Annotated in this window: 19 protein-coding genes; 11 read left to right on the forward strand and 8 right to left on the reverse strand. The window is 55.8% G+C overall.

What is annotated here, in order from left to right; all coding sequences use genetic code 11:
* Positions 1-15: 15 nt before the first annotated feature.
* From IP581_RS18265 to IP581_RS18285, 5 genes are all read right to left on the reverse strand, one after another.
* Positions 16-810, reverse strand: a complete 795-nt coding sequence (locus IP581_RS18265; protein ID WP_065370199.1) for an ABC transporter ATP-binding protein — start codon at positions 808-810, stop codon at positions 16-18.
* 9 nt (positions 811-819) lie between these two features.
* Entirely contained in the window at positions 820-1,707 is an 888-nt protein-coding gene (gene ntrB, locus IP581_RS18270) for a nitrate ABC transporter permease (RefSeq protein WP_086873654.1), read from the reverse strand.
* 10 nt (positions 1,708-1,717) lie between these two features.
* Positions 1,718-2,977 (reverse strand): CmpA/NrtA family ABC transporter substrate-binding protein, encoded by a 1,260-nt coding sequence (locus IP581_RS18275; RefSeq protein WP_193821066.1) that lies wholly within the window; start codon positions 2,975-2,977, stop codon positions 1,718-1,720.
* A 275-nt stretch (positions 2,978-3,252) separates the two neighbouring features.
* Positions 3,253-4,509: a nitrate regulatory protein gene (locus tag IP581_RS18280; RefSeq protein ID WP_193821067.1), complete on the reverse strand. Its 1,257-nt coding sequence runs from the start codon at positions 4,507-4,509 to the stop codon at positions 3,253-3,255.
* Positions 4,510-4,569: 60 nt separating this feature from the next.
* Positions 4,570-5,166 carry a TetR/AcrR family transcriptional regulator gene (locus tag IP581_RS18285; RefSeq protein ID WP_193821068.1) on the reverse strand — a complete coding sequence of 199 codons (597 nt, stop codon included), beginning with the start codon at positions 5,164-5,166 and terminating at the stop codon, positions 4,570-4,572.
* A gap of 112 nt (positions 5,167-5,278) precedes the next feature.
* On the opposite strand from IP581_RS18285, the gene IP581_RS18290 reads away from it, so the two are divergent.
* Positions 5,279-5,875: an NAD(P)H-dependent oxidoreductase gene (locus IP581_RS18290; RefSeq protein WP_193821069.1), complete on the forward strand. Its 597-nt coding sequence runs from the start codon at positions 5,279-5,281 to the stop codon at positions 5,873-5,875.
* A gap of 246 nt (positions 5,876-6,121) precedes the next feature.
* Here the strand turns inward: IP581_RS18290 and IP581_RS18295 are convergent, their stop codons facing one another.
* Entirely contained in the window at positions 6,122-7,786 is a 1,665-nt protein-coding gene (locus IP581_RS18295) for a phospholipase D-like domain-containing protein (RefSeq protein ID WP_193821070.1), read from the reverse strand.
* A 187-nt stretch (positions 7,787-7,973) separates the two neighbouring features.
* Between IP581_RS18295 and IP581_RS18300 the strand changes: the two genes are divergently transcribed.
* Genes IP581_RS18300 through IP581_RS18310 form a run of 3 tightly spaced genes read left to right on the forward strand, consistent with a single transcriptional unit; the run spans position 7,974 to position 9,815 of the window.
* Positions 7,974-8,495 carry a tetratricopeptide repeat protein gene (locus tag IP581_RS18300; RefSeq protein ID WP_193821071.1) on the forward strand — a complete coding sequence of 174 codons (522 nt, stop codon included), beginning with the start codon at positions 7,974-7,976 and terminating at the stop codon, positions 8,493-8,495.
* Positions 8,476-9,033: a sigma-70 family RNA polymerase sigma factor gene (locus tag IP581_RS18305; RefSeq protein ID WP_193821072.1), complete on the forward strand. Its 558-nt coding sequence runs from the start codon at positions 8,476-8,478 to the stop codon at positions 9,031-9,033. Before IP581_RS18300 ends, IP581_RS18305 begins: the two co-directional genes overlap by 20 nt.
* Entirely contained in the window at positions 9,030-9,815 is a 786-nt protein-coding gene (locus tag IP581_RS18310; protein ID WP_193821073.1) for an anti-sigma factor family protein, read from the forward strand. The genes IP581_RS18305 and IP581_RS18310 overlap by 4 nt, the downstream gene beginning before the upstream one ends.
* A 17-nt stretch (positions 9,816-9,832) precedes the next feature.
* Here the strand turns inward: IP581_RS18310 and IP581_RS18315 are convergent, their stop codons facing one another.
* On the reverse strand, positions 9,833-10,402 hold the full coding sequence (locus IP581_RS18315; protein WP_193821074.1) for a YceI family protein: 570 nt from the start codon (positions 10,400-10,402) through the stop codon (positions 9,833-9,835).
* A gap of 166 nt (positions 10,403-10,568) precedes the next feature.
* On the opposite strand from IP581_RS18315, the gene IP581_RS18320 reads away from it, so the two are divergent.
* From IP581_RS18320 to IP581_RS18330, 3 genes are all read left to right on the forward strand, one after another.
* A complete protein-coding gene (locus IP581_RS18320) occupies positions 10,569-11,276 on the forward strand; it encodes a heavy metal response regulator transcription factor (RefSeq protein ID WP_097401532.1) in 708 nt (235 codons plus the stop codon).
* Positions 11,269-12,645 carry a heavy metal sensor histidine kinase gene (locus IP581_RS18325; RefSeq protein WP_193821075.1) on the forward strand — a complete coding sequence of 459 codons (1,377 nt, stop codon included), beginning with the start codon at positions 11,269-11,271 and terminating at the stop codon, positions 12,643-12,645. Before IP581_RS18320 ends, IP581_RS18325 begins: the two co-directional genes overlap by 8 nt.
* A 114-nt stretch (positions 12,646-12,759) precedes the next feature.
* Positions 12,760-13,143, forward strand: a complete 384-nt coding sequence (locus tag IP581_RS18330; RefSeq protein ID WP_193821076.1) for a DoxX family protein — start codon at positions 12,760-12,762, stop codon at positions 13,141-13,143.
* 95 nt (positions 13,144-13,238) lie between these two features.
* On the opposite strand, the gene IP581_RS18335 is transcribed toward IP581_RS18330, so the two are convergent.
* On the reverse strand, positions 13,239-13,496 hold the full coding sequence (locus IP581_RS18335) for a YdgH/BhsA/McbA-like domain containing protein (protein WP_086873642.1): 258 nt from the start codon (positions 13,494-13,496) through the stop codon (positions 13,239-13,241).
* A gap of 379 nt (positions 13,497-13,875) precedes the next feature.
* Between IP581_RS18335 and IP581_RS18340 the strand changes: the two genes are divergently transcribed.
* The 4 genes from IP581_RS18340 to chbA all read left to right on the forward strand — a co-directional run bounded on the left by IP581_RS18340 (position 13,876) and on the right by chbA (position 17,037).
* Positions 13,876-14,553: a type 1 glutamine amidotransferase domain-containing protein gene (locus tag IP581_RS18340; RefSeq protein WP_193821077.1), complete on the forward strand. Its 678-nt coding sequence runs from the start codon at positions 13,876-13,878 to the stop codon at positions 14,551-14,553.
* Between the two features lie 329 nt (positions 14,554-14,882).
* On the forward strand, positions 14,883-15,203 hold the full coding sequence (locus IP581_RS18345; protein WP_017459242.1) for a PTS sugar transporter subunit IIB: 321 nt from the start codon (positions 14,883-14,885) through the stop codon (positions 15,201-15,203).
* Between the two features lie 80 nt (positions 15,204-15,283).
* Positions 15,284-16,642: a PTS N,N'-diacetylchitobiose transporter subunit IIC gene (gene chbC, locus IP581_RS18350; RefSeq protein WP_193821078.1), complete on the forward strand. Its 1,359-nt coding sequence runs from the start codon at positions 15,284-15,286 to the stop codon at positions 16,640-16,642.
* 47 nt (positions 16,643-16,689) lie between these two features.
* The gene (gene chbA / locus IP581_RS18355) at positions 16,690-17,037 is read left to right on the forward strand and encodes a PTS N,N'-diacetylchitobiose transporter subunit IIA (RefSeq protein WP_097401538.1); all 348 of its coding nucleotides are present in this window, start codon (positions 16,690-16,692) and stop codon (positions 17,035-17,037) included.
* Positions 17,038-17,042: the final 5 nt, after the last annotated feature.

The raw sequence follows: 17,042 nt of genomic DNA on the forward strand, positions 1-17,042 counted from the left end.
AAAGAGAAAGAGAGGTCAGGCCGCTTTGGGCTGTTTCTCATACAGGAAATGCAGCACTTGCTGGCGATAGCGCTGATACTGCGCGTCGTCGGCGAGTGAAACGCGCGAGCGCGGGCGCTCCAGCTCCACCGCCATCATTTCGCCAATGCTTGCCGCCGGGCCGTTGGTCATCATCAACACGCGGTCAGAGAGCAGCACCGCTTCATCCACGTCGTGGGTGATCAGCACAATGGTGGTGTGCAGACGCTGTTGGATCTCCATCACCGCATCCTGTAAATGGGCGCGGGTTAAGGCGTCGAGCGCGCCGAAAGGCTCGTCCATCAGCAGTACGCTCGGTTTCATCGCCAGTGCGCGGGCGATGCCGACACGCTGCTTCATACCGCCGGAGATCTCGTGCGGGCGCTTATTCCACGCGTGGGACATATGCACCAGATCGAGGTTGTGCATGATCCATTCATGCATCTCCGCTTTGCTCATCTCGCCGCGAAACACCTGGCGCACCGCGAGACCTACGTTGTCATACGCCGTCAGCCACGGCAGCAGCGAATGGTTCTGAAACACCACGCCGCGCTCCGGCCCCGGGCCGTCGATTTCGCGGTTGTTGCACAGCAGGCCGCCGCTGGTGGGCAGCGTCAGCCCGGCAATCAAATTCAGCAGCGTGGATTTGCCGCAGCCGGAGTGACCAATCAGGCTGAGGGTTTCGCCGGGGTGAATATCGAAGCTGACGTTGTCAAGCGCCAGAAACTCACCGCTGCTGGTGTTAAAACGCTGGCTCACCTGCTGAACCTGGATAATCGGATTGGTACGCATCAGAGCCCCCTAGCGGTTGGTGTAGTTAAAACGGTTAGCAATCCACATCAGCGCCTGCTCCAGCAACAGGCCGACCACGCCAATCACCACAATGGCGATGATGATGTGTTCCACATTCAGGTTGTTCCACTCGTTCCAGATCCAGAAACCGATGCCGATACCGCCGGTCAGCATTTCTGCGGCCACAATCACCAGCCAGGCAATGCCAATCGATAACCGCATACCGGTGAGAATGCCGGGGAGTGCGGCGGGCAGCAGGATTTTGCGCATGATGGCGAACTCGGAAAGTTTCAGAACCCGCGCGACATTCAGGTAATCCTGCGGGATCTGTCGCACACCTTCGGCGGTGTTGAGGATCATCGGCCAGATGGAGCAGATAAAAATCGTCCAGCTTGACGCCGGTTCCGCGCGCTGGAACAGCAGCAGACCAATCGGTAACCAGGCGAGCGGGCTGACCGGGCGCAGCAGGGAGATAAGCGGGTTGAGCATGTTGGCGACAAAACGAAAGCGGCCAATCAAAAAACCGGTGGGAATACCGACCAGGGCGGCGAGGCCAAAACCGGTCGCCACGCGCTCTAATGACGCCAGCACGTTCCAGCCAATGCCCTGATCGTTAGGCCCGGCGACATAAAAGGGATCGGCGAAAATCTCCAGCGCCGCCAGCCATGTTTGCCACGGCGTGGGAAAGTTTTTGCTGTTCAGCGCCGCCACCTGCCACAGGCAGAGCAGCAGACCGATACCGAGCAGCGCAGGCACCACGCGCTGCATCAGCGGGCGTAACAGCGACGGGCGACGACGCACGCGCACTTTGGCGGGCAGCGTCACGATCTCTGCCTGTTGTGGGGTTTTCGCCACCTCGTCGAGCGGAATAGGGATAACTTGCGCCTGGTTTTTCATTAGCGACCTCTCATTTTTTTACGCTAAAGCCGTTGGCGTAGGCGGCAGGGTTACTGCCGTCCCAGCGAACGCCATCCATCAACACGCTGCTGCGCATATCGCTACCCGGCAGCGGAACATTGCCCACGCTGGCGGCGGCCTGTTTGTAGATATCAATGCGGTTCACCTGGCGGGCGATGGCGAGGTAGTCCGGATCGCTGTCGAGCAGCCCCCAGCGTTTGTGCTGGGTGAGAAACCACATGCCATCGGAGAGCCACGGGTAGTTGACCGAGCCATCGTGGAAGAAGCGCATCGCGTGCTGATCTTTCCAGCTTTTGCCAATGCCGTTGTCATACTGGCCGAGCATGCGGCCAACGATGGTCTCTTCTTTGGTGTTGAGATAAGCGCGTCCGGCGATCACTTTTGCCGTTTCACGGCGGTTGTCGTCCGAGGCGTCGATCCAGCGCGAGGCCTCCAGAATCGCGGCGGTCAGCGCGCGGGCGCTGTTGGGGTTTTTCTCCACCCAATCGGCGCGCGTACCGAGCACTTTTTCCGGATGATCCGGCCAGATATCCTGGCTGGTCGCGGCGGTAAAACCGATGCCATCGCTGATAGCGCGCTGGTTCCAGGGCTCGCCAACGCAGTAGCCGACCATGTTGCCAATTTTCATGTTCATCACCATTTGCGGTGGCGGCACCACCACGCTGCGGATGTCGTTGAGCGGGTTAATACCCGCGCTCGCCAGCCAGTAGTTGAGCCACATGGCGTGAGTGCCGGTCGGGAAGGTTTGCGCAAAGGTGTACGTGCCCGCAGGGTTGGCGGCGAGATGTTTCGCCAGCGCGGGTAAATCCGTGACGCCCGCCTCGTGCAGTGCGTTTGCCAGCGTGATCCCCTGCCCGTTCTGGTTGAGAGTCATCAGCGCCGCCATATTGGTTTGCGGCCCGGAAAGCCCCATCTGCAGACCGTAAAGCTGGCCATAGAGAATGTGCGAGGCGTTCAGCTCGCCAGAAAGCAATTTGTCGCGCACCGATGCCCAGTTGGCCTCTTTGCTCGGCAAAATGGTGATGCCATATTTTTTGTCGAAACCTTTCACCGCCGCCATCACCACCGAGGCGCAATCGGTGAGCGGAATAAAGCCCACGCGGATCTCTTTAAGCTCCGGTGCGTCGGAACCGGCAGCCCAGGCGCGGTTGATGACACCCGGCACCAGCAGGCTGCCGCCCAGCGCCGCGCTGCCCAGTAAAAACTGACGGCGGGAAACCGTCATACCTTTCGTGTTGTTCTCACTCATGCCATCCTCGCGCTGCTCACCGTTGTGGGATGCAAAAAAAAAACGGCGCCCATAAGCCCGTGCAAAGCTGCACGCTTATGGACGCCGTTGTCCGCTTAACGCTAAACCGACCGCCGTTGGCCGGGTGCGCGTTGTGATTTTTTCTACCTGAGAAGGTTAAAGCAAAGGCTATGCCAGGATCGAAAACCGCAGTTTTCGCGGCATATTACCGCTAACAACTCAACGCGGCGCACTGCGGAAGGGCAGATTTTGCACAGGCAATGTGCAGCTACTCCTTAAGGGTTAGCCTGAAAAACATCGGCTACCGCCAGCATGGCGCTGGCGATTTCAATCAGCTTTTTATTCTGGTTCATCGCCATGCGGCGCAGGGTTTTATAGGCCTCCTCTTCGCTGATTTGCCGGTGCTGCATCAACATGCTTTTCGCGCGCTCAATCTGTTTGCGCTCGTTGAGCGTTTCGCGCAGCGCCGCAAGCTCAGTGTCCAGCGCCTGCAAGCGCCGCGACTGCTGCTGCACCAGCACCAGCAGTGAACGGCCAAGCTGCGGGCGAACACCGCCGCTCTCCAGCCAGCCGTGCGCATCGCTAAAGACCGAGTAACTGCTCTCTTCGCTTTCGTATGCGGGCATCAGGCTTTCGATATCGGCGAGTTGCTCATTATTCGCCTGCTCGGTGGCGGCAATGCGTGCGCGGCAGTGCGCCATCAGCGTTTGCGCCAGCGCATCTTCCAGCGTTTTCATCTCGTCAATGCGCTGCGTGGCAAGGGCAAACCAGCGCAGGCAACTGTCGGTTTCGTAGAGCTCACGCCCGGTGCAGGCAATGCGCCGCAGGCGTTCAAACTGGCTGTCGGCCGCCATCTGCTGCCAGCGCAGGCGGTGTTCATCGTCGGCGAAATCGGCGAAGGTGGCGAAACAGCGCTCCTGGCGTTCAATCAGGCTGAGCAATTTCTGCTGAGTCTCTTCGCTGAAGGTGCCAGCGGCAAAGGCCGCCGCGCCGGTCGCCCGCTCCTGGCCTGCGTACTCTTTGCCCTGCATAAAGCTGAACATGGCGATTAAGTGCCGGGAGATGGCCGGTTCGGCGGCGGTGTCAGACAGCTCAAACACCAGCGACAGCAGGTGGCGGATGATGTCATTAAAGAAGCTCATCGCCTGCGGTAAACGCAGCGTGCGCTGGCGGATTTGCTGGCGTAACGCAGGTAACACACTCAGGGCGTACACCACGCTCGCGACGTGGCTGAACAGGCGGCTGGCCTGCGGCAGCGCGGCAATTTGCTGCTCCAGCGTGTCGAGCTGCGCCATCAGCGGTGCTTGTGCCTGCGCCACCTCTTGTTCGCGCAGGATCAGCTCATCAGCAAATTGCCCCTTGCTTGAGCAGAGGAACATATTGGAGGTTCCCCGCTCGCGTTGCAGCATGTGTACCAGTTGGCTGATCTTGCCCACCAGCTCGCCGCTTTGCAGCAGATAACGCAGGCTGTTGAGCTCACACTGGCGCGAGGCGAGCAGGAAACGGATGGTGGTCGATGAATTGGCTATCATGCGTATGCTCCAGGGAAGTCCTGCTTCCCTGATGCAAGGCGCGCGCCAGGTAGAACCGCTTTAGCTGCGCGGCAGTGTCGCCCGAACCATGGCGATGATGACCGCACAAAGCTCCTCTTTCGCCTGCGACTCGCTGATAGCGCCCTGCACCGCTGCCCAGGAGAGCCCTTCGGCGGCACCCAGCATGGCCCACAGCGGCGCATCACGCAGCGGTTCGCCGCAAAATGGCGCGAACAGCGTGCGGCATTTACCAATGAAATCGACGGCGTATTCGCGGCGGATAGTCTCCAGTTCCGGCGTACCGGCGAGCGCCGCCAGTAAACTTGGCATTTCGCGCCCCTGAAACAGCACGCACTCAATATAAGCAGTGGCGATAACCGTGGCGCGCGCGGCGAGTTCCGGCGCGGTCTTTGCCAGCGCGTCATCCATTTTGCGGTTCTGGCGTTGGTCATATTCGCGATACAGCGCCGCCAGCAGCCCGGAACGGCTGGTGAAATGATCGTACACCACCGGCTTTGTGACACCGGCTAAGTCCGCCAGATGGCCGAGCGTCAGCGCTTCGGTGCCCTCTTCACGAATAATGTGCCACGCGACATCGACAAGCTGCGAATAACGCTCTTCCCGCGACAAGCGCTGACGCACACGCGTTTCCGCCATGATGTTTCTCCCTTGACAGGCTTATATACTAAAAGTAACTTACCAATGGTAGGTTACTGTTCGTATATAAGACTACGTCCGTTAACGGCGGATGGCAATCGAGGAGGTTCAGATGCATGCGTTAATCGTGGTTTCTCACCCTTTAACAAGCTCGTTAACCCATCGTGCGGCGCAGGCGGTTGCGGCGGGAATAACGGGCGAAACGCCGGAAAACAGCGTGGAGTTTGCCGATCTTGCGCAAGAAGGTTTTAATCCCCTGTTTTCTGCAGCCGATCACGCTGCTTTCAGTGAAGGCGCGCCGCTGCCTGCCGATGTGCTGGCCGAGCAGGCGCGCATTGCGAGAGCCGATGCGCTGGTACTGGTATTTCCCATTTACTGGTGGACGATGCCGGGTCTGTTAAAAGGCTGGATTGATCGGGTCTTTTCTAACGGCTGGGCCTATGAAGAGGGCGCAAACGGCAAAGTGTCCGGCAAACTCGGGCATTTGCCTGTGCATCTGCTTGCGCTCGGTGGTTCAGATATGAAAACGTTTGAAAAACATGGTTATGCGCAAGCGTGGCACACGCAAATCGCCCACGGGATTTTTGATTATTGTGGTGCGCCGGTCCGCACCAATGCCACGCTGATGCTGCCTGATTTCGGCACGCCGGAGGCGTTATTACATGAGGCACAAAAAATTGGCGAGCGGATATTTACTCACCAGCAATAAACCGCTCACTGAATGCGCGAGAACCCGCCACGCAGGCGGGTTTTTGTGCTCATTATTGTTCGCGCGGAAAACAGTAACGCCAGACATTGTTTGCATTTCACCGAACTTAAACAAAATCTCCATGCCGGTGCGCTTTAATAGCGGTTATTTCACTTTTTATCAGGCCGAACAAAGGCAGAAGAAAAGACCGGTGGCGAAACTATCGCCACCGGCAATTATTTCCGGCCATCGCTATTTTGTCGCCGCTTACTGGCCGGAAAAGTAGCGACGACGCAGGGCGCGATCGCTACCGGCGACAAAATAGCCGGATGCGGCATCAATCCACTGTGTGGTTTCGTACAGATATTTTGGCGACACCGCGCCCGCAACGATGCGCTGTTGCGAACGCGCCACCGATTCGCGAAACGCGTAGTGGGTAAAGAGGCGCATAAACTCGCCAAGATAAACGTCCGCCACGGCGGCGTTGCCCTTGATCACCAGCATGTTTTCATCATTGGTGTCGGTGGACGCGGCGGAGAAGTTTGCCGACCCAACTATCACAATCGGCTCCGGGCCAAGCGGGTCGATCAGCAAATATTTGGTGTGAATGTAAGTAACGTGCGTCTCTTCAACCGGGCTTTCGATCTCTTTCAGCCAGCGGTCAAAGGCGTTCAGCACCAGATTCTGCCCAACGGCGATGGTGACATTAGGGTGTTTGCGGATACGGTCAATTTCCGCCGCTTGTTGCTTGTACTGGCTGCCGGAACCTTTTTTCTCCAGCAGGGCGAAGCGCAACACCTCATCGGTGCGATCCCAGGCGGGAACAAACAGTTTGTTCATGCCGAAAGCGAAGGTGCCGAAAAGCGCCCGTTGCGCGCCCGCCGCCAGTTGGGCGTACCACTCCAGCGCGGTGAGCGAAGTGCGCGGCGAAAAGACGGTGCTGACTTCATCCCGCCAGGGAACCGGCGGCGCAGCGGTGATCGTTTCGACTTTTTTCGCCATTGGCGAGCGGGTTAAATCCTGCAACAGCAATTGCCAGTAGGTTTCATACTGCTCAGCCACGCGCGGATCGCGAACGATATGGGCATTATTCGAGTGACCAAAAATGCCGTTTTCGCTGAGATTAGTGGAGCCGGTCCACACCTGCTGCGATACACCGTTGCGCCGAAAAACAAAGAATTTGTTATGCATATAACGCCCGGAGTGTTTGCGGGCATGCGTCAGCGCCTCGATGCCGCTGTGCGCCAGATGTTTTTCATTGGACTCGCGCTGCGAGTCGCCATCGTAAATCACGCTCACGGTCGCGCCGCGCGCGGCAGCGCTTTTTAACGCTTCATAGATGTGGCTGTTTTTGAATTCAAAAATGGCACCGTGCAGCTCATCACCTTTATCCGCCTGGCCGATAAACCGCTCCAGCCCTTCCAGCAGGCCGCGCGACAGCCACTTCCAGGCCGCATCGCCAATCTCCGCCGGGCTGGCATTGTGAAAGCGGCGGGCATACTCCTGGGAGGCGATCGCCCCACGGTTGAAGAAGATCGCGTGCTCGCCGTTATCCACCGGCTCGGTTAATAGCGAAAGTTCCACCGCTTCGCCCGGCGTTAACGCCCCGGCAGGCCCGCGCATGGCGACAATCCTGTAGCGATATTCAGCGTTGGGCGCAACGCTGTAATCAGACCATTGAAAGGTCTGGAAAGGGTGTCTGAACGAGGAGACCGGCACGCCCGGCGCGGGCGTCGGCTCGACACTGGCGAAAGTTTTCATGCCGCTTAACCAGATAACTTCCCCGTCGCTTTTTCGCGTGCGCTGAATGGCGAAACCGAGAATATTACCGGCGAGGATGTGCTGTTCTGGCATATCCCAGCCCAGCAACACCACATAGCTGCCCGCCACCGCTAACGCCGTTAATTCGCCTTGCTGCCCGCTAACACGCATGGTTTCCCCTCCGCCGAATCAGAGATTCACATTACCGCGACAAGCCGTATGAAAGTATAAACCGGATGTATGACGTAACGGTGATGTCGCCAGCCTCAGTCGTGCTTTGCGGGAAAGGTGATTTTTTTCGAATAGAAATAGCTATTGCGGCGTTAACTCACTACTCACGCTACCGAAGGAACTTCACATGAGAACGCTCGCCCCGCTGTTGCTGTCGCTATTTTTGCTGCCTGCCGCGCAGGTTTTTGCCGCCGGAGACGATAATACCAACAGTAAAACGCCAGACTGCCCGAGCGGGCAGGTTTATGACAGCACGCTCAAACAGTGTGTGGCGGAAAAAAGCAGCCGCCTTAGTGACGACGATAAAACCCGTTATGCTTACCATCTGGCGAAAAAGGGGGAGTATCAGGCGGCGCTGAATCTGCTGGATACGCTGAAAAACGCCAATACCGCCGAAGCCTGGAACTACCGGGGTTACGCCACGCGCAAACTGGGTCGCACCGATGAAGGCATTGGCTATTATCAGCGTTCGCTGGCGCTCAACCCGCAGTATGCGAAAGTGCGTGAATATCTCGGTGAAGCGTGGCTGGTGAAAGGCCGCCCGGATCTGGCAAAAGAGCAACTGAAGACCATCGCCACGCTATGCGGCGTGCAATGCGAAGAGTATCGCGATTTGCAGGCGGCGATTAATGGTCACCCTGAATCCTGACTACCGCTGCGAGGAGCGCAAAATCACCACCAGTGACGTTCGCCAGCAACTTGCTGCACATCTGACACGCCTGTGGCGCTACGGGCTGGTTCTGTCGCGCAACCGCGAGGTTGCCGAAGAACTGGTGCAGTCGACCTGCGTTCGCGCACTCGAAAAGAGTGCGCAATTTACCCCCGGCACGCGCATAGACAGCTGGTTGTTCGCCATACTGCACTCGATCTGGATCTCTGATTTGCGCGCCCGTCGCGTGCGGATGGGGCAAGGCTTTGTGGAGAGCGACGAACTGCTGGCGGCGGATACCCACGCCCAGCATGACGCGCGGCGGCATTACGCGAAAATTATGCAGCACGTCAGCGCCCTACCGGAGGCGCAGCGCAATACCGTATTTCTGGTTTATGTCGAAGGGTTTACCTATCAGGAAGCGGCAGACACGCTCGCCGTGCCGATTGGCACCATCATGAGCCGTCTGGCGAGCGCACGCGCGACGCTGGCGAAAAAAGCCACTATGCCGGCCAAAGCCGAGGAGAAACGCTCATGAACCCCAGAACATTTACACCGCCCTACCAGGATGACGCGATTGTCGCCTGGCTCGATGGCGAGATGAGCGAAGCGGATGCGCAACAATTTGCAAGCCAGCTTGCACAAGACGACCAGCTCGCCAGCCGTACCGGGGCGCTAAAACAGGATCGGGCGGATTTCGCCGAAGCGTTCGCACCGCTGCTAAATGCTGCCCCCGAAGCGCGAATGCAGGCGCGATTAAACGCGCTGCTGGCTTCGCCCCGCCCTTCCGCGGGCGTCAGCCGCCGTTCACTGATTGCCGCATCGCTCAGTTTTTTAGTTATCGGCAGCGGATTAGGCTACTTCGCAAAACCCCTGGCGGCAGCGCGTGATGAGAGTGAGAAAATCCGCGATCTTGAAGCGCAATACATGTCGCTGTATAGCGCGGAAACGCTGCTGGATGCAGACAGCTCGCCCATTGCTTTGCAGCGCGGGCTGGCGCGCACGGCGGAGGATATTGGCTTAAACGTGAAGGTGGCGCAGCTTGCCCTGACCGGCGCAGAACTCAAAATGGTGCGCATGCTGCGCTATGACAGCACCTCGATTGCGCAAATCGCCTGGATGGATGCGGAATATGGCCCGATGGCGCTGTGTATTTCGCCTGAACGACATGCTGAAACGCGCGCCTTAACGCCTGAAAATCGCCACGATATGCACCTCGTCTGGTGGCATCAGCGCGGCTATCAATTTGTGCTGATAGGCCGAAATCCACCGCCGCAATTGTCACAGCACGCGCAGGCGCTGCAGACCGCGCTGTCATAAATCCTGCCCGCCACGGCTTACGCTGGCTGGCGGGCTTGCGCATGGATTTCAATATTTATCGTTACCGTGTCGTCCACCAGCATGGCGAACTTATCCATGTTAAATGCCGAACGGGAGATAGCGGTGGTGGCATGCAGCGAAAGTTGCCCCGAATCCTCCCTGCCCTGTTTTTGCAGCGTGGCGTCGAGGATCACCGGGCGGCGAACATTTTTTACCGCCAGCGAACCAAAAACCCGGAAATGGCCGTCGCCTAAATCCACCACCCGGCTACTGCTAAAGGCGATGGTCGGATAGCGTTCCGCATCAAAGAACAGGCTGCTTTTTAGTTGGTAGGTCAACAGGCTGTTAGAGGCGATAAGTGTCGCAACGGGGATCGTCACGCTGATGCGATCCTCCCTCTCCTGTGCCGGATTCAGCGTTACGTCGCCACTTACGCCGTCAAGATGCGCCTGTGACACGCCGCCAAAGGCGTGCCAGGAGAGCGCGACCGTGGTTGCCGGCGTGGCGATGCGGTAGCTGAGCGGCATTGCCTGTGATCCCGGCGCGCTTAAAAGGCCAATCATCATGGTCGGAATGATGCGTTTCATAAATGGATTCTCCCGATTGCAGATACCCCGTAAACGCACCAGGCGGGAATTTTATTCGTTGCAACATCTTTTGCTTACAAAATTGTCAGTTAACGGTCAGGCAATTGTTAGCGGCAACGCTTTATATTATTGGCGTCAGTTATGGGTACTCATCAGGGCCAGCGTCATGAAACTCCTTTTAATCGAAGATGAAGAGAAAATTTCGTCTTACATCAACACCGCGCTTCGCGAGCAAGGTTACAACGTCGATGTCTGCGCAGACGGGCGCGAAGGGTTATTTCTGGCAACAGAGATGGATTACGACGCCATTATCCTTGATGTCATGCTGCCATCGATGGACGGGTATACCGTTATCACCAGCCTGCGCAAGCTGAAACAGACGCCAGTGCTGATGCTTTCCGCGCGCGGTTCGCTTGATGAACGGGTAAAAGGGCTGCGGCTGGGCGCGGATGATTACCTGACCAAACCGTTTTCGCTGATTGAGCTGGTGGCCCGCATTCAGGCGCTGCTGCGCCGCCGACCAACCGATGGGCTCGATATTTCTCAGTTGCAGGTCCACAACCTGCAACTCGATCTGCTCGCGCGCAAAGTTTACCGCAACGGTATGCGCATCGACCTGACGCAAAAGGAGTTTGCCCTGTTAAGTCTGCTCGCCAGGCACCAGGGGGAAGTGCTGTCGAAAATGATGATTGCCGAGCAGGTCTGGGATATGAACTTTGAAAGCGACGCCAATATTGTCGAAGTCGCGATCAAACGTTTACGCGCCAAAATCGACTCCCCGTTTGAAGAGAAGCTGCTGCACACCGTGCGCGGAATGGGTTACATCCTTGAGTATCGCGACGACGATCCCGGCAAAATGAGTGCGTATGTTTAACCGTTCTATTTCCCGCAAACTGGCGCTAACGTTTGCGGTGGTCACCTTATGTATTGCCCTCGCCTATGCGCTTTGCCTGCGGGAGTCGCTGCGCGAATCGCTGAATAAACAGATGCATAACGAGTTGATGTTCCGCTACTCGCTGGTGGAGCCATTGATCGTTTCCAAGTTTAATCACCATGAACTGGATGAACTCAAAACCAAGCTGATGAGCCTGAGTAACTCGGAAGGCGGGCGCGTTCACTACTGGATTTTAAGCAGCGATCCGGCGCTGCAAGTCGGTGGCGAGCCGCCAAAAGAGATCGATCTTAATGCCCTTACCGATGGCTTCAGCCGCGTTAACCGGGACAAAACCGACCAGTGTCCGTTGTTTATTCTGACGAAAACCATTCGCTACCGCGATGGCGTGACGCCGTTGCATTTTGTGGTTTCTATCGACTCCACGCCGTATATGGGCACGCTGAATGAATTTACCCAGGTGCTGATTTTTATCACCACCATGGGCGTGCTGTTTGTGACCTTTTTAGGCTTTGTCATCTCCCGCCAGGGGATGCAGCCGGTGGAACTCCTCAGCCAGCAGGCGCGTGAACTGGCGCCGGGGATTGACGGTCAGCGGCTGGATGCCACCGCGCTGCCGCAGGAGTTGCAGGGCCTGGCGGAAGCCTTTAACGGCGTGCTCGCCCGCCAGCAAACCGCATGGCGACAACTGGAAAGTTTTAACGCCGATGTGGCGCACGAGTTGAGAACGCCGCTCTCAAGCATTCTCGGCCAGACGCAATTAGCCCTTTCGCGCAAGCGCAGCCATGAGGAACTCGAAGCCTGCCTCGAATCAAATCTTGAGGAGGTGAACCGCATGACGTCGATCGTCAACGACATGCTGTTCTTGTCCCATGCGCAAACCGGTAAGCATCCGGCGCAGCTTTCGGAAGTATCGCTGCGTGAGGAAGCGTTAAAAACGGCCGAATATACCGAACCGTCGTTCACCGATCGCCATTTGCAGTTGCTGATCGAAGGTGATGTTCAGATCTGCGTCGACAGGCGACTGTTTACCCGCTCACTCGCTAATTTGCTGGAAAACAGCGCCCGCTACGCCTATGAAAACAGCCAGGTTACGGTCACCTTAACCAGCAATGACCAGCATGCGACGGTGAGCGTTAAAAATTACGGCGATGCCATTGAAAGCCACCACCTGGAAAGATTGTTTGAGCGCTTTTACCGCGCCGATCACGCCAGAACGCAAAGCGATACCAACCACGGGCTTGGCCTGTCGATTGTCAAAGCGGTGGCGCAAATGCACGGTGGTGATGTCTTTGCCACCAGCCTGAACGGCGAAAATACCTTTGGCTTCACGCTGGCGCTTAAAAAATAGCGCCAGCCATTATCCCTGACAGCTTTGACAGAGTGGCGTCATTCGGCCGTCAGGGTTGCGCCAATATACTGCTCATGCCCACTCATTGGTTTTTTCTTATTCAAGGAACCGCGCATGAACAGCCACACAATTATTATCATTGCCCGTATCTTAATTACGCCGCTGTTTCTATATAGCGGCAGCGGAAAGATAATCAACTTCACCGATAACGTGTTAAAAACGCCGTTTGGCGATATGTTAATTGGCAAACTGATGATCATTTTTGCCATTGCCATTGAGCTGGGTGGCAGCATTGCATTTATTATGGGTTATCGGGTTAAAGAAATATCACTGTTGTGGATCTTCTATATTTTGCTCACCAGTATTATGTTCCATCAATTCTGGGCGGCAAGCGGCCCCCAGCAAGCCGGGCAAGTGATTCAATTCACCAAAAACATGAGTATTTGCGCCGGTCTACTCTGTTTCTACCTGCTGGCGCGCGAACAACGAAAATCATAGCCAGCAAAAAGGCGCCCTGCGCGGCGCCCTTTTCAATGTCTCAATAATTCACCCTGGTCTTTAGCGAATGAAAGACCGGGGTGAATTGCAATGCATTATTTATACAGAATCGCATTGCCATAAATATATTCATCGCCACCGGCGGAGATGATTTTATAGTATTTCGCGTTATCTTTTTCAGCCGCTTGCTGAACTTGCGCTTCGAGATCCGCGACCGTACCCGCTTTAGCAATTGAAATGGTGCCCATCGGCACCAGGCCGCTAGCGTCAGTGACGGGTTGCGCGGCAAACGCGCCGAAAGAGATGGCACTAAACAGTGTTGCAGCAAGCATAGTATTCATAATGGTTTTCATAATAAAGCTCCGCATAAAAGAGGTTTTACTCATCATGTTTCAACGTAAGCAATATTACGCAGCGCATGCTGACCAGCGGCTGACAGTTTAATAACAACTTTGTCAGACTGGCTTTATTTACAGGATTAGACATTTCTTTGAATAAAAGAAAAAATGGGCAATAATACTGGGTAAAAATATTTTTCAGCGATGGCGTGCATTAAAGAAAATAATTATCGATGTAGCAACGTGTAATAAAGTGTGAATGCGATAAGGCTTATCGCCGGAGTTTTCCGACAATCCCGGTAAAGCCAATATTCATCGCTATGCTTACTGAACGACGTTTTCATTCAGTATGGCAACGGTAATGCCGCTGATAACGCATCACCACGGAGGTTACATGAAAATAGTAATGGTGCTGACATCCCACAGCGAACTGGGTAATACCGGTAAAAAAACCGGCTTCTGGCTTGAAGAGTTCGCCGCCCCTTATTACGTGTTCAAAGACGCGGGCGCAGAGATTGTGCTCGCCTCGCCCGCCGGTGGCCAGCCACCGCTGGATCCGAAAAGCGATCTGCCGGATTTTCAAACCGAACTGACCCATCGTTTTAAAGCCGATCCGGCAGCCCAGCAGGCGCTGGCTAACACCGTTAAACTCGATAGCATACGCGCCGCGGATTTTGACGCTGTCTTTTACCCCGGTGGTCACGGCCCGCTGTGGGATCTGGCGGAATCCGACACGTCGATTGCGCTGATTGAAGCATTTGAACGTGCCGGTAAACCGGTGAGTTTTGTCTGCCACGCGCCGGGCGTGTTGCGTCATGTGAAAACCCCTTCCGGCGATCCGCTGGTAAAAGGCCGTAAAGTAACCGGCTTTACCAACGGCGAAGAAGCGGATGTTGAGCTGACCAACGTAGTGCCGTTTCTGGTGGAAGACGAATTGATAGCACTCGGCGCGAAGTATGCCAAAGGGCCAAACTGGGCACCGTTTGTCGTCGAAGACGGGAAGCTCATCACCGGGCAAAACCCGGCCAGTTCCGAAGCCGTGGCGAAAGCCTTAGTCGCCCTGCAGAGATAATGCGTGTTGCCGCCATTGCCAGCCGCGTGATGGCGGCGCCTCACCGCCTCTTTAAACGCGGCTGTGCAGCGCAATCCAGAAATAGTTGAGCCGTACTTATTCCCGCCTGACCCACCTCTTTAGCGATAAATTGCCCAAAATGTGAAGGTCCGCAAAGCACCAGGTCAACCAGAGACAATTTTGGAGCCTTATGAAATACCCGCACCGATAACCCTCCCGTATACTTGTTTCAACCGAAGAAAAAAGTCATTTAGGTTAAGCGCACCGCCAGCCGCAAGAGAGATAAACGAGTCAGGCTGGCGGATCATCGGACAATGAGGGTCGTTTTTATGGAAAAGAAACATATTTACCTGTTTTGTTCTGCGGGCATGTCGACGTCATTGCTGGTGTCGAAGATGCGCACCCAGGCGGAAAAATATGAAGTCCCGGTCATTATTGAAGCATTTCCTGAGACGCTCGCCAGCGAAAAAGGCCCGCAGGCCGATGTTGTTTTATTAGGTCCACAAATCGCCTGGATGTTACCGGATATCCAGCGTCTGCTTCCCAATAAGCCTGTCGAAGTGATTGACGCCTCGCTGTACGGCAAAGTCGATGGTTTAGGTGTTCTGAAGGCCGCCGTGGCGGCAATAAAAAAAGCCGCCGCCAATTAAACGTTTTGCGTTCGCTTATCACACAGTGATCCCACACATTCACCGCAATGTTGCATTGCGGTATTTAAGGGTATTTTTCTATGAGTAATGCCATTGCTTCACTTGAAAAGATACTGGTGCCTTTTGCGGTAAAAATCGGCAAACAGCCACATGTTAACGCCATTAAAAACGGCTTTATCCGCTTAATGCCATTGACCCTCGCCGGGGCGATGTTTGTCTTAATTAATAACGTGTTCCTGAGTTTTGGCGAAGGATCGTTTTTTTATTCGTTGGGTATTCGGCTGGATGCCTCGACCATTGACACGCTGAACAGTTTTAAAGGCATCGGCGGCAATGTGTATAACGGTACGCTGGGCATTATGTCGCTGATGGCACCTTTTTTTATCGGCATGTCGCTTGCTGAAGAGCGCAAAGTGGATGCACTGGCCGCCGGGTTGTTATCAATAGCCGCGTTTATGACCGTCACCCCGTATAGCGTCGGTGAATCTTACGCCGTTGGCGCAAACTGGTTAGGCGGGGCGAATATTATTTCCGGGATTATTATTGGCCTGGCGGTGGCGGAAATGTTCACCTTTATTGTGCGCCGCAACTGGGTGATTACCCTGCCAGACAGCGTGCCGGCGTCGGTGGCGCGTTCGTTCTCCGCGCTGATCCCCGGTTTTATTATTCTGTCGATTATGGGGATTATCGCCTGGGCGCTGAATCACTACGGCACCAATTTTCATCAAATCATCATGGACACCATCTCCACGCCGCTGGCGTCGCTGGGCAGCGTGGTAGGCTGGGCATATGTACTGTTTGTGCCGCTGCTGTGGTTTTTCGGCATCCATGGTTCGCTGGCGCTGACCGCGCTGGATAGCGGCATCATGACGCCGTGGGCGCTGGAAAATATTTCTGTCTATCAACAATATGGCTCGGTTGAGGCGGCGCTGGCTGCGGGTAAAACGTTCCATGTCTGGGCGAAACCGATGCTCGACTCCTACATCTTCCTGGGGGGCAGCGGCGCAACGCTGGGGCTGATTATTGCCATCTTCCTCGCTTCACGCCGCGCGGATTACCGCCAGGTGGCGAAACTGGGGCTGCCTTCCGGCTTGTTCCAGATTAACGAACCGATTTTGTTCGGTCTGCCGATCATCATGAACCCGGTGATGTTTATTCCTTTCATTCTGGTGCAGCCAATTCTTGCCGCCATTACGCTGCTGGCCTACTACACCGGCGTTATTCCACCGATTACCAACATTGCACCGTGGACAATGCCAACCGGCCTGGGCGCCTTCTTTAACACCAACGGCAGCATCGCCGCGCTGTTGCTCGCGCTGTTCAACTTAGGCATTGCAACGCTGGTTTACCTGCCGTTCGTGATGGTCGCCAACAAAGCGCAGAACGCCATTGAGCAGGAAGAGAGCGAAGAAGATATCGCTAATGCACTGAAATTCTGACCGAACCCGGCGGGTTTTACCCGCCGGAAACCACGTGAGGAGCAACGATGTTCGATTTCGATACCGTGCAGGAGAGCACCACCCCAGCCGATGAGCTTGAAGAAGTGGTAATGGGCTTAATCATCAACGCGGGTCACGCGCGCAGCCTGGCGTACACCGCGCTGAAGCAGGCGAAACAGGGTGATTTTGACGGCGCAAAAGCGCTGATGGAGCAATCAAAACTGGCGCTCAATGAGGCACACCTGGTGCAGACTAAACTGATTGAAAGCGATCAGGGCGAAGGCCGGATGAAAGTGAGCCTGGTGCTGGTGCATGCGCAGGATCATCTGATGACGTCAATGCTGGCGCGCGAGCTGATAACGGAACTGATTGAGCTTCACGAAAAACGGAAATAACAAGG

It is taken from the genome of Kosakonia pseudosacchari (genome assembly GCF_015167415.1).
Classification (GTDB): domain Bacteria; phylum Pseudomonadota; class Gammaproteobacteria; order Enterobacterales; family Enterobacteriaceae; genus Kosakonia; species Kosakonia pseudosacchari.

What these genes read in the sequence shown, in the direction of transcription:
- IP581_RS18265 (WP_065370199.1), bottom strand. Translation starts at nt 810, where the DNA reads ATGCGTACCAATCCGATTATCCAGGTTCAGCAGGTGAGCCAGCGTTTT.
- IP581_RS18325 (WP_193821075.1), top strand. Translation starts at nt 11,269, where the DNA reads ATGTTTAACCGTTCTATTTCCCGCAAACTGGCGCTAACGTTTGCGGTG.
- IP581_RS18310 (WP_193821073.1), top strand. Translation starts at nt 9,030, where the DNA reads ATGAACCCCAGAACATTTACACCGCCCTACCAGGATGACGCGATTGTC.
- IP581_RS18290 (WP_193821069.1), top strand. Translation starts at nt 5,279, where the DNA reads ATGCATGCGTTAATCGTGGTTTCTCACCCTTTAACAAGCTCGTTAACC.
- IP581_RS18340 (WP_193821077.1), top strand. Translation starts at nt 13,876, where the DNA reads ATGAAAATAGTAATGGTGCTGACATCCCACAGCGAACTGGGTAATACC.
- IP581_RS18315 (WP_193821074.1), bottom strand. Translation starts at nt 10,402, where the DNA reads ATGAAACGCATCATTCCGACCATGATGATTGGCCTTTTAAGCGCGCCG.
- IP581_RS18330 (WP_193821076.1), top strand. Translation starts at nt 12,760, where the DNA reads ATGAACAGCCACACAATTATTATCATTGCCCGTATCTTAATTACGCCG.
- IP581_RS18335 (WP_086873642.1), bottom strand. Translation starts at nt 13,496, where the DNA reads ATGAAAACCATTATGAATACTATGCTTGCTGCAACACTGTTTAGTGCC.
- IP581_RS18275 (WP_193821066.1), bottom strand. Translation starts at nt 2,977, where the DNA reads ATGAGTGAGAACAACACGAAAGGTATGACGGTTTCCCGCCGTCAGTTT.
- chbC (WP_193821078.1), top strand. Translation starts at nt 15,284, where the DNA reads ATGAGTAATGCCATTGCTTCACTTGAAAAGATACTGGTGCCTTTTGCG.
- IP581_RS18285 (WP_193821068.1), bottom strand. Translation starts at nt 5,166, where the DNA reads ATGGCGGAAACGCGTGTGCGTCAGCGCTTGTCGCGGGAAGAGCGTTAT.
- IP581_RS18295 (WP_193821070.1), bottom strand. Translation starts at nt 7,786, where the DNA reads ATGCGTGTTAGCGGGCAGCAAGGCGAATTAACGGCGTTAGCGGTGGCG.
- chbA (WP_097401538.1), top strand. Translation starts at nt 16,690, where the DNA reads ATGTTCGATTTCGATACCGTGCAGGAGAGCACCACCCCAGCCGATGAG.
- IP581_RS18305 (WP_193821072.1), top strand. Translation starts at nt 8,476, where the DNA reads ATGGTCACCCTGAATCCTGACTACCGCTGCGAGGAGCGCAAAATCACC.
- IP581_RS18320 (WP_097401532.1), top strand. Translation starts at nt 10,569, where the DNA reads ATGAAACTCCTTTTAATCGAAGATGAAGAGAAAATTTCGTCTTACATC.
- IP581_RS18280 (WP_193821067.1), bottom strand. Translation starts at nt 4,509, where the DNA reads ATGATAGCCAATTCATCGACCACCATCCGTTTCCTGCTCGCCTCGCGC.
- IP581_RS18300 (WP_193821071.1), top strand. Translation starts at nt 7,974, where the DNA reads ATGAGAACGCTCGCCCCGCTGTTGCTGTCGCTATTTTTGCTGCCTGCC.
- ntrB (WP_086873654.1), bottom strand. Translation starts at nt 1,707, where the DNA reads ATGAAAAACCAGGCGCAAGTTATCCCTATTCCGCTCGACGAGGTGGCG.
- IP581_RS18345 (WP_017459242.1), top strand. Translation starts at nt 14,883, where the DNA reads ATGGAAAAGAAACATATTTACCTGTTTTGTTCTGCGGGCATGTCGACG.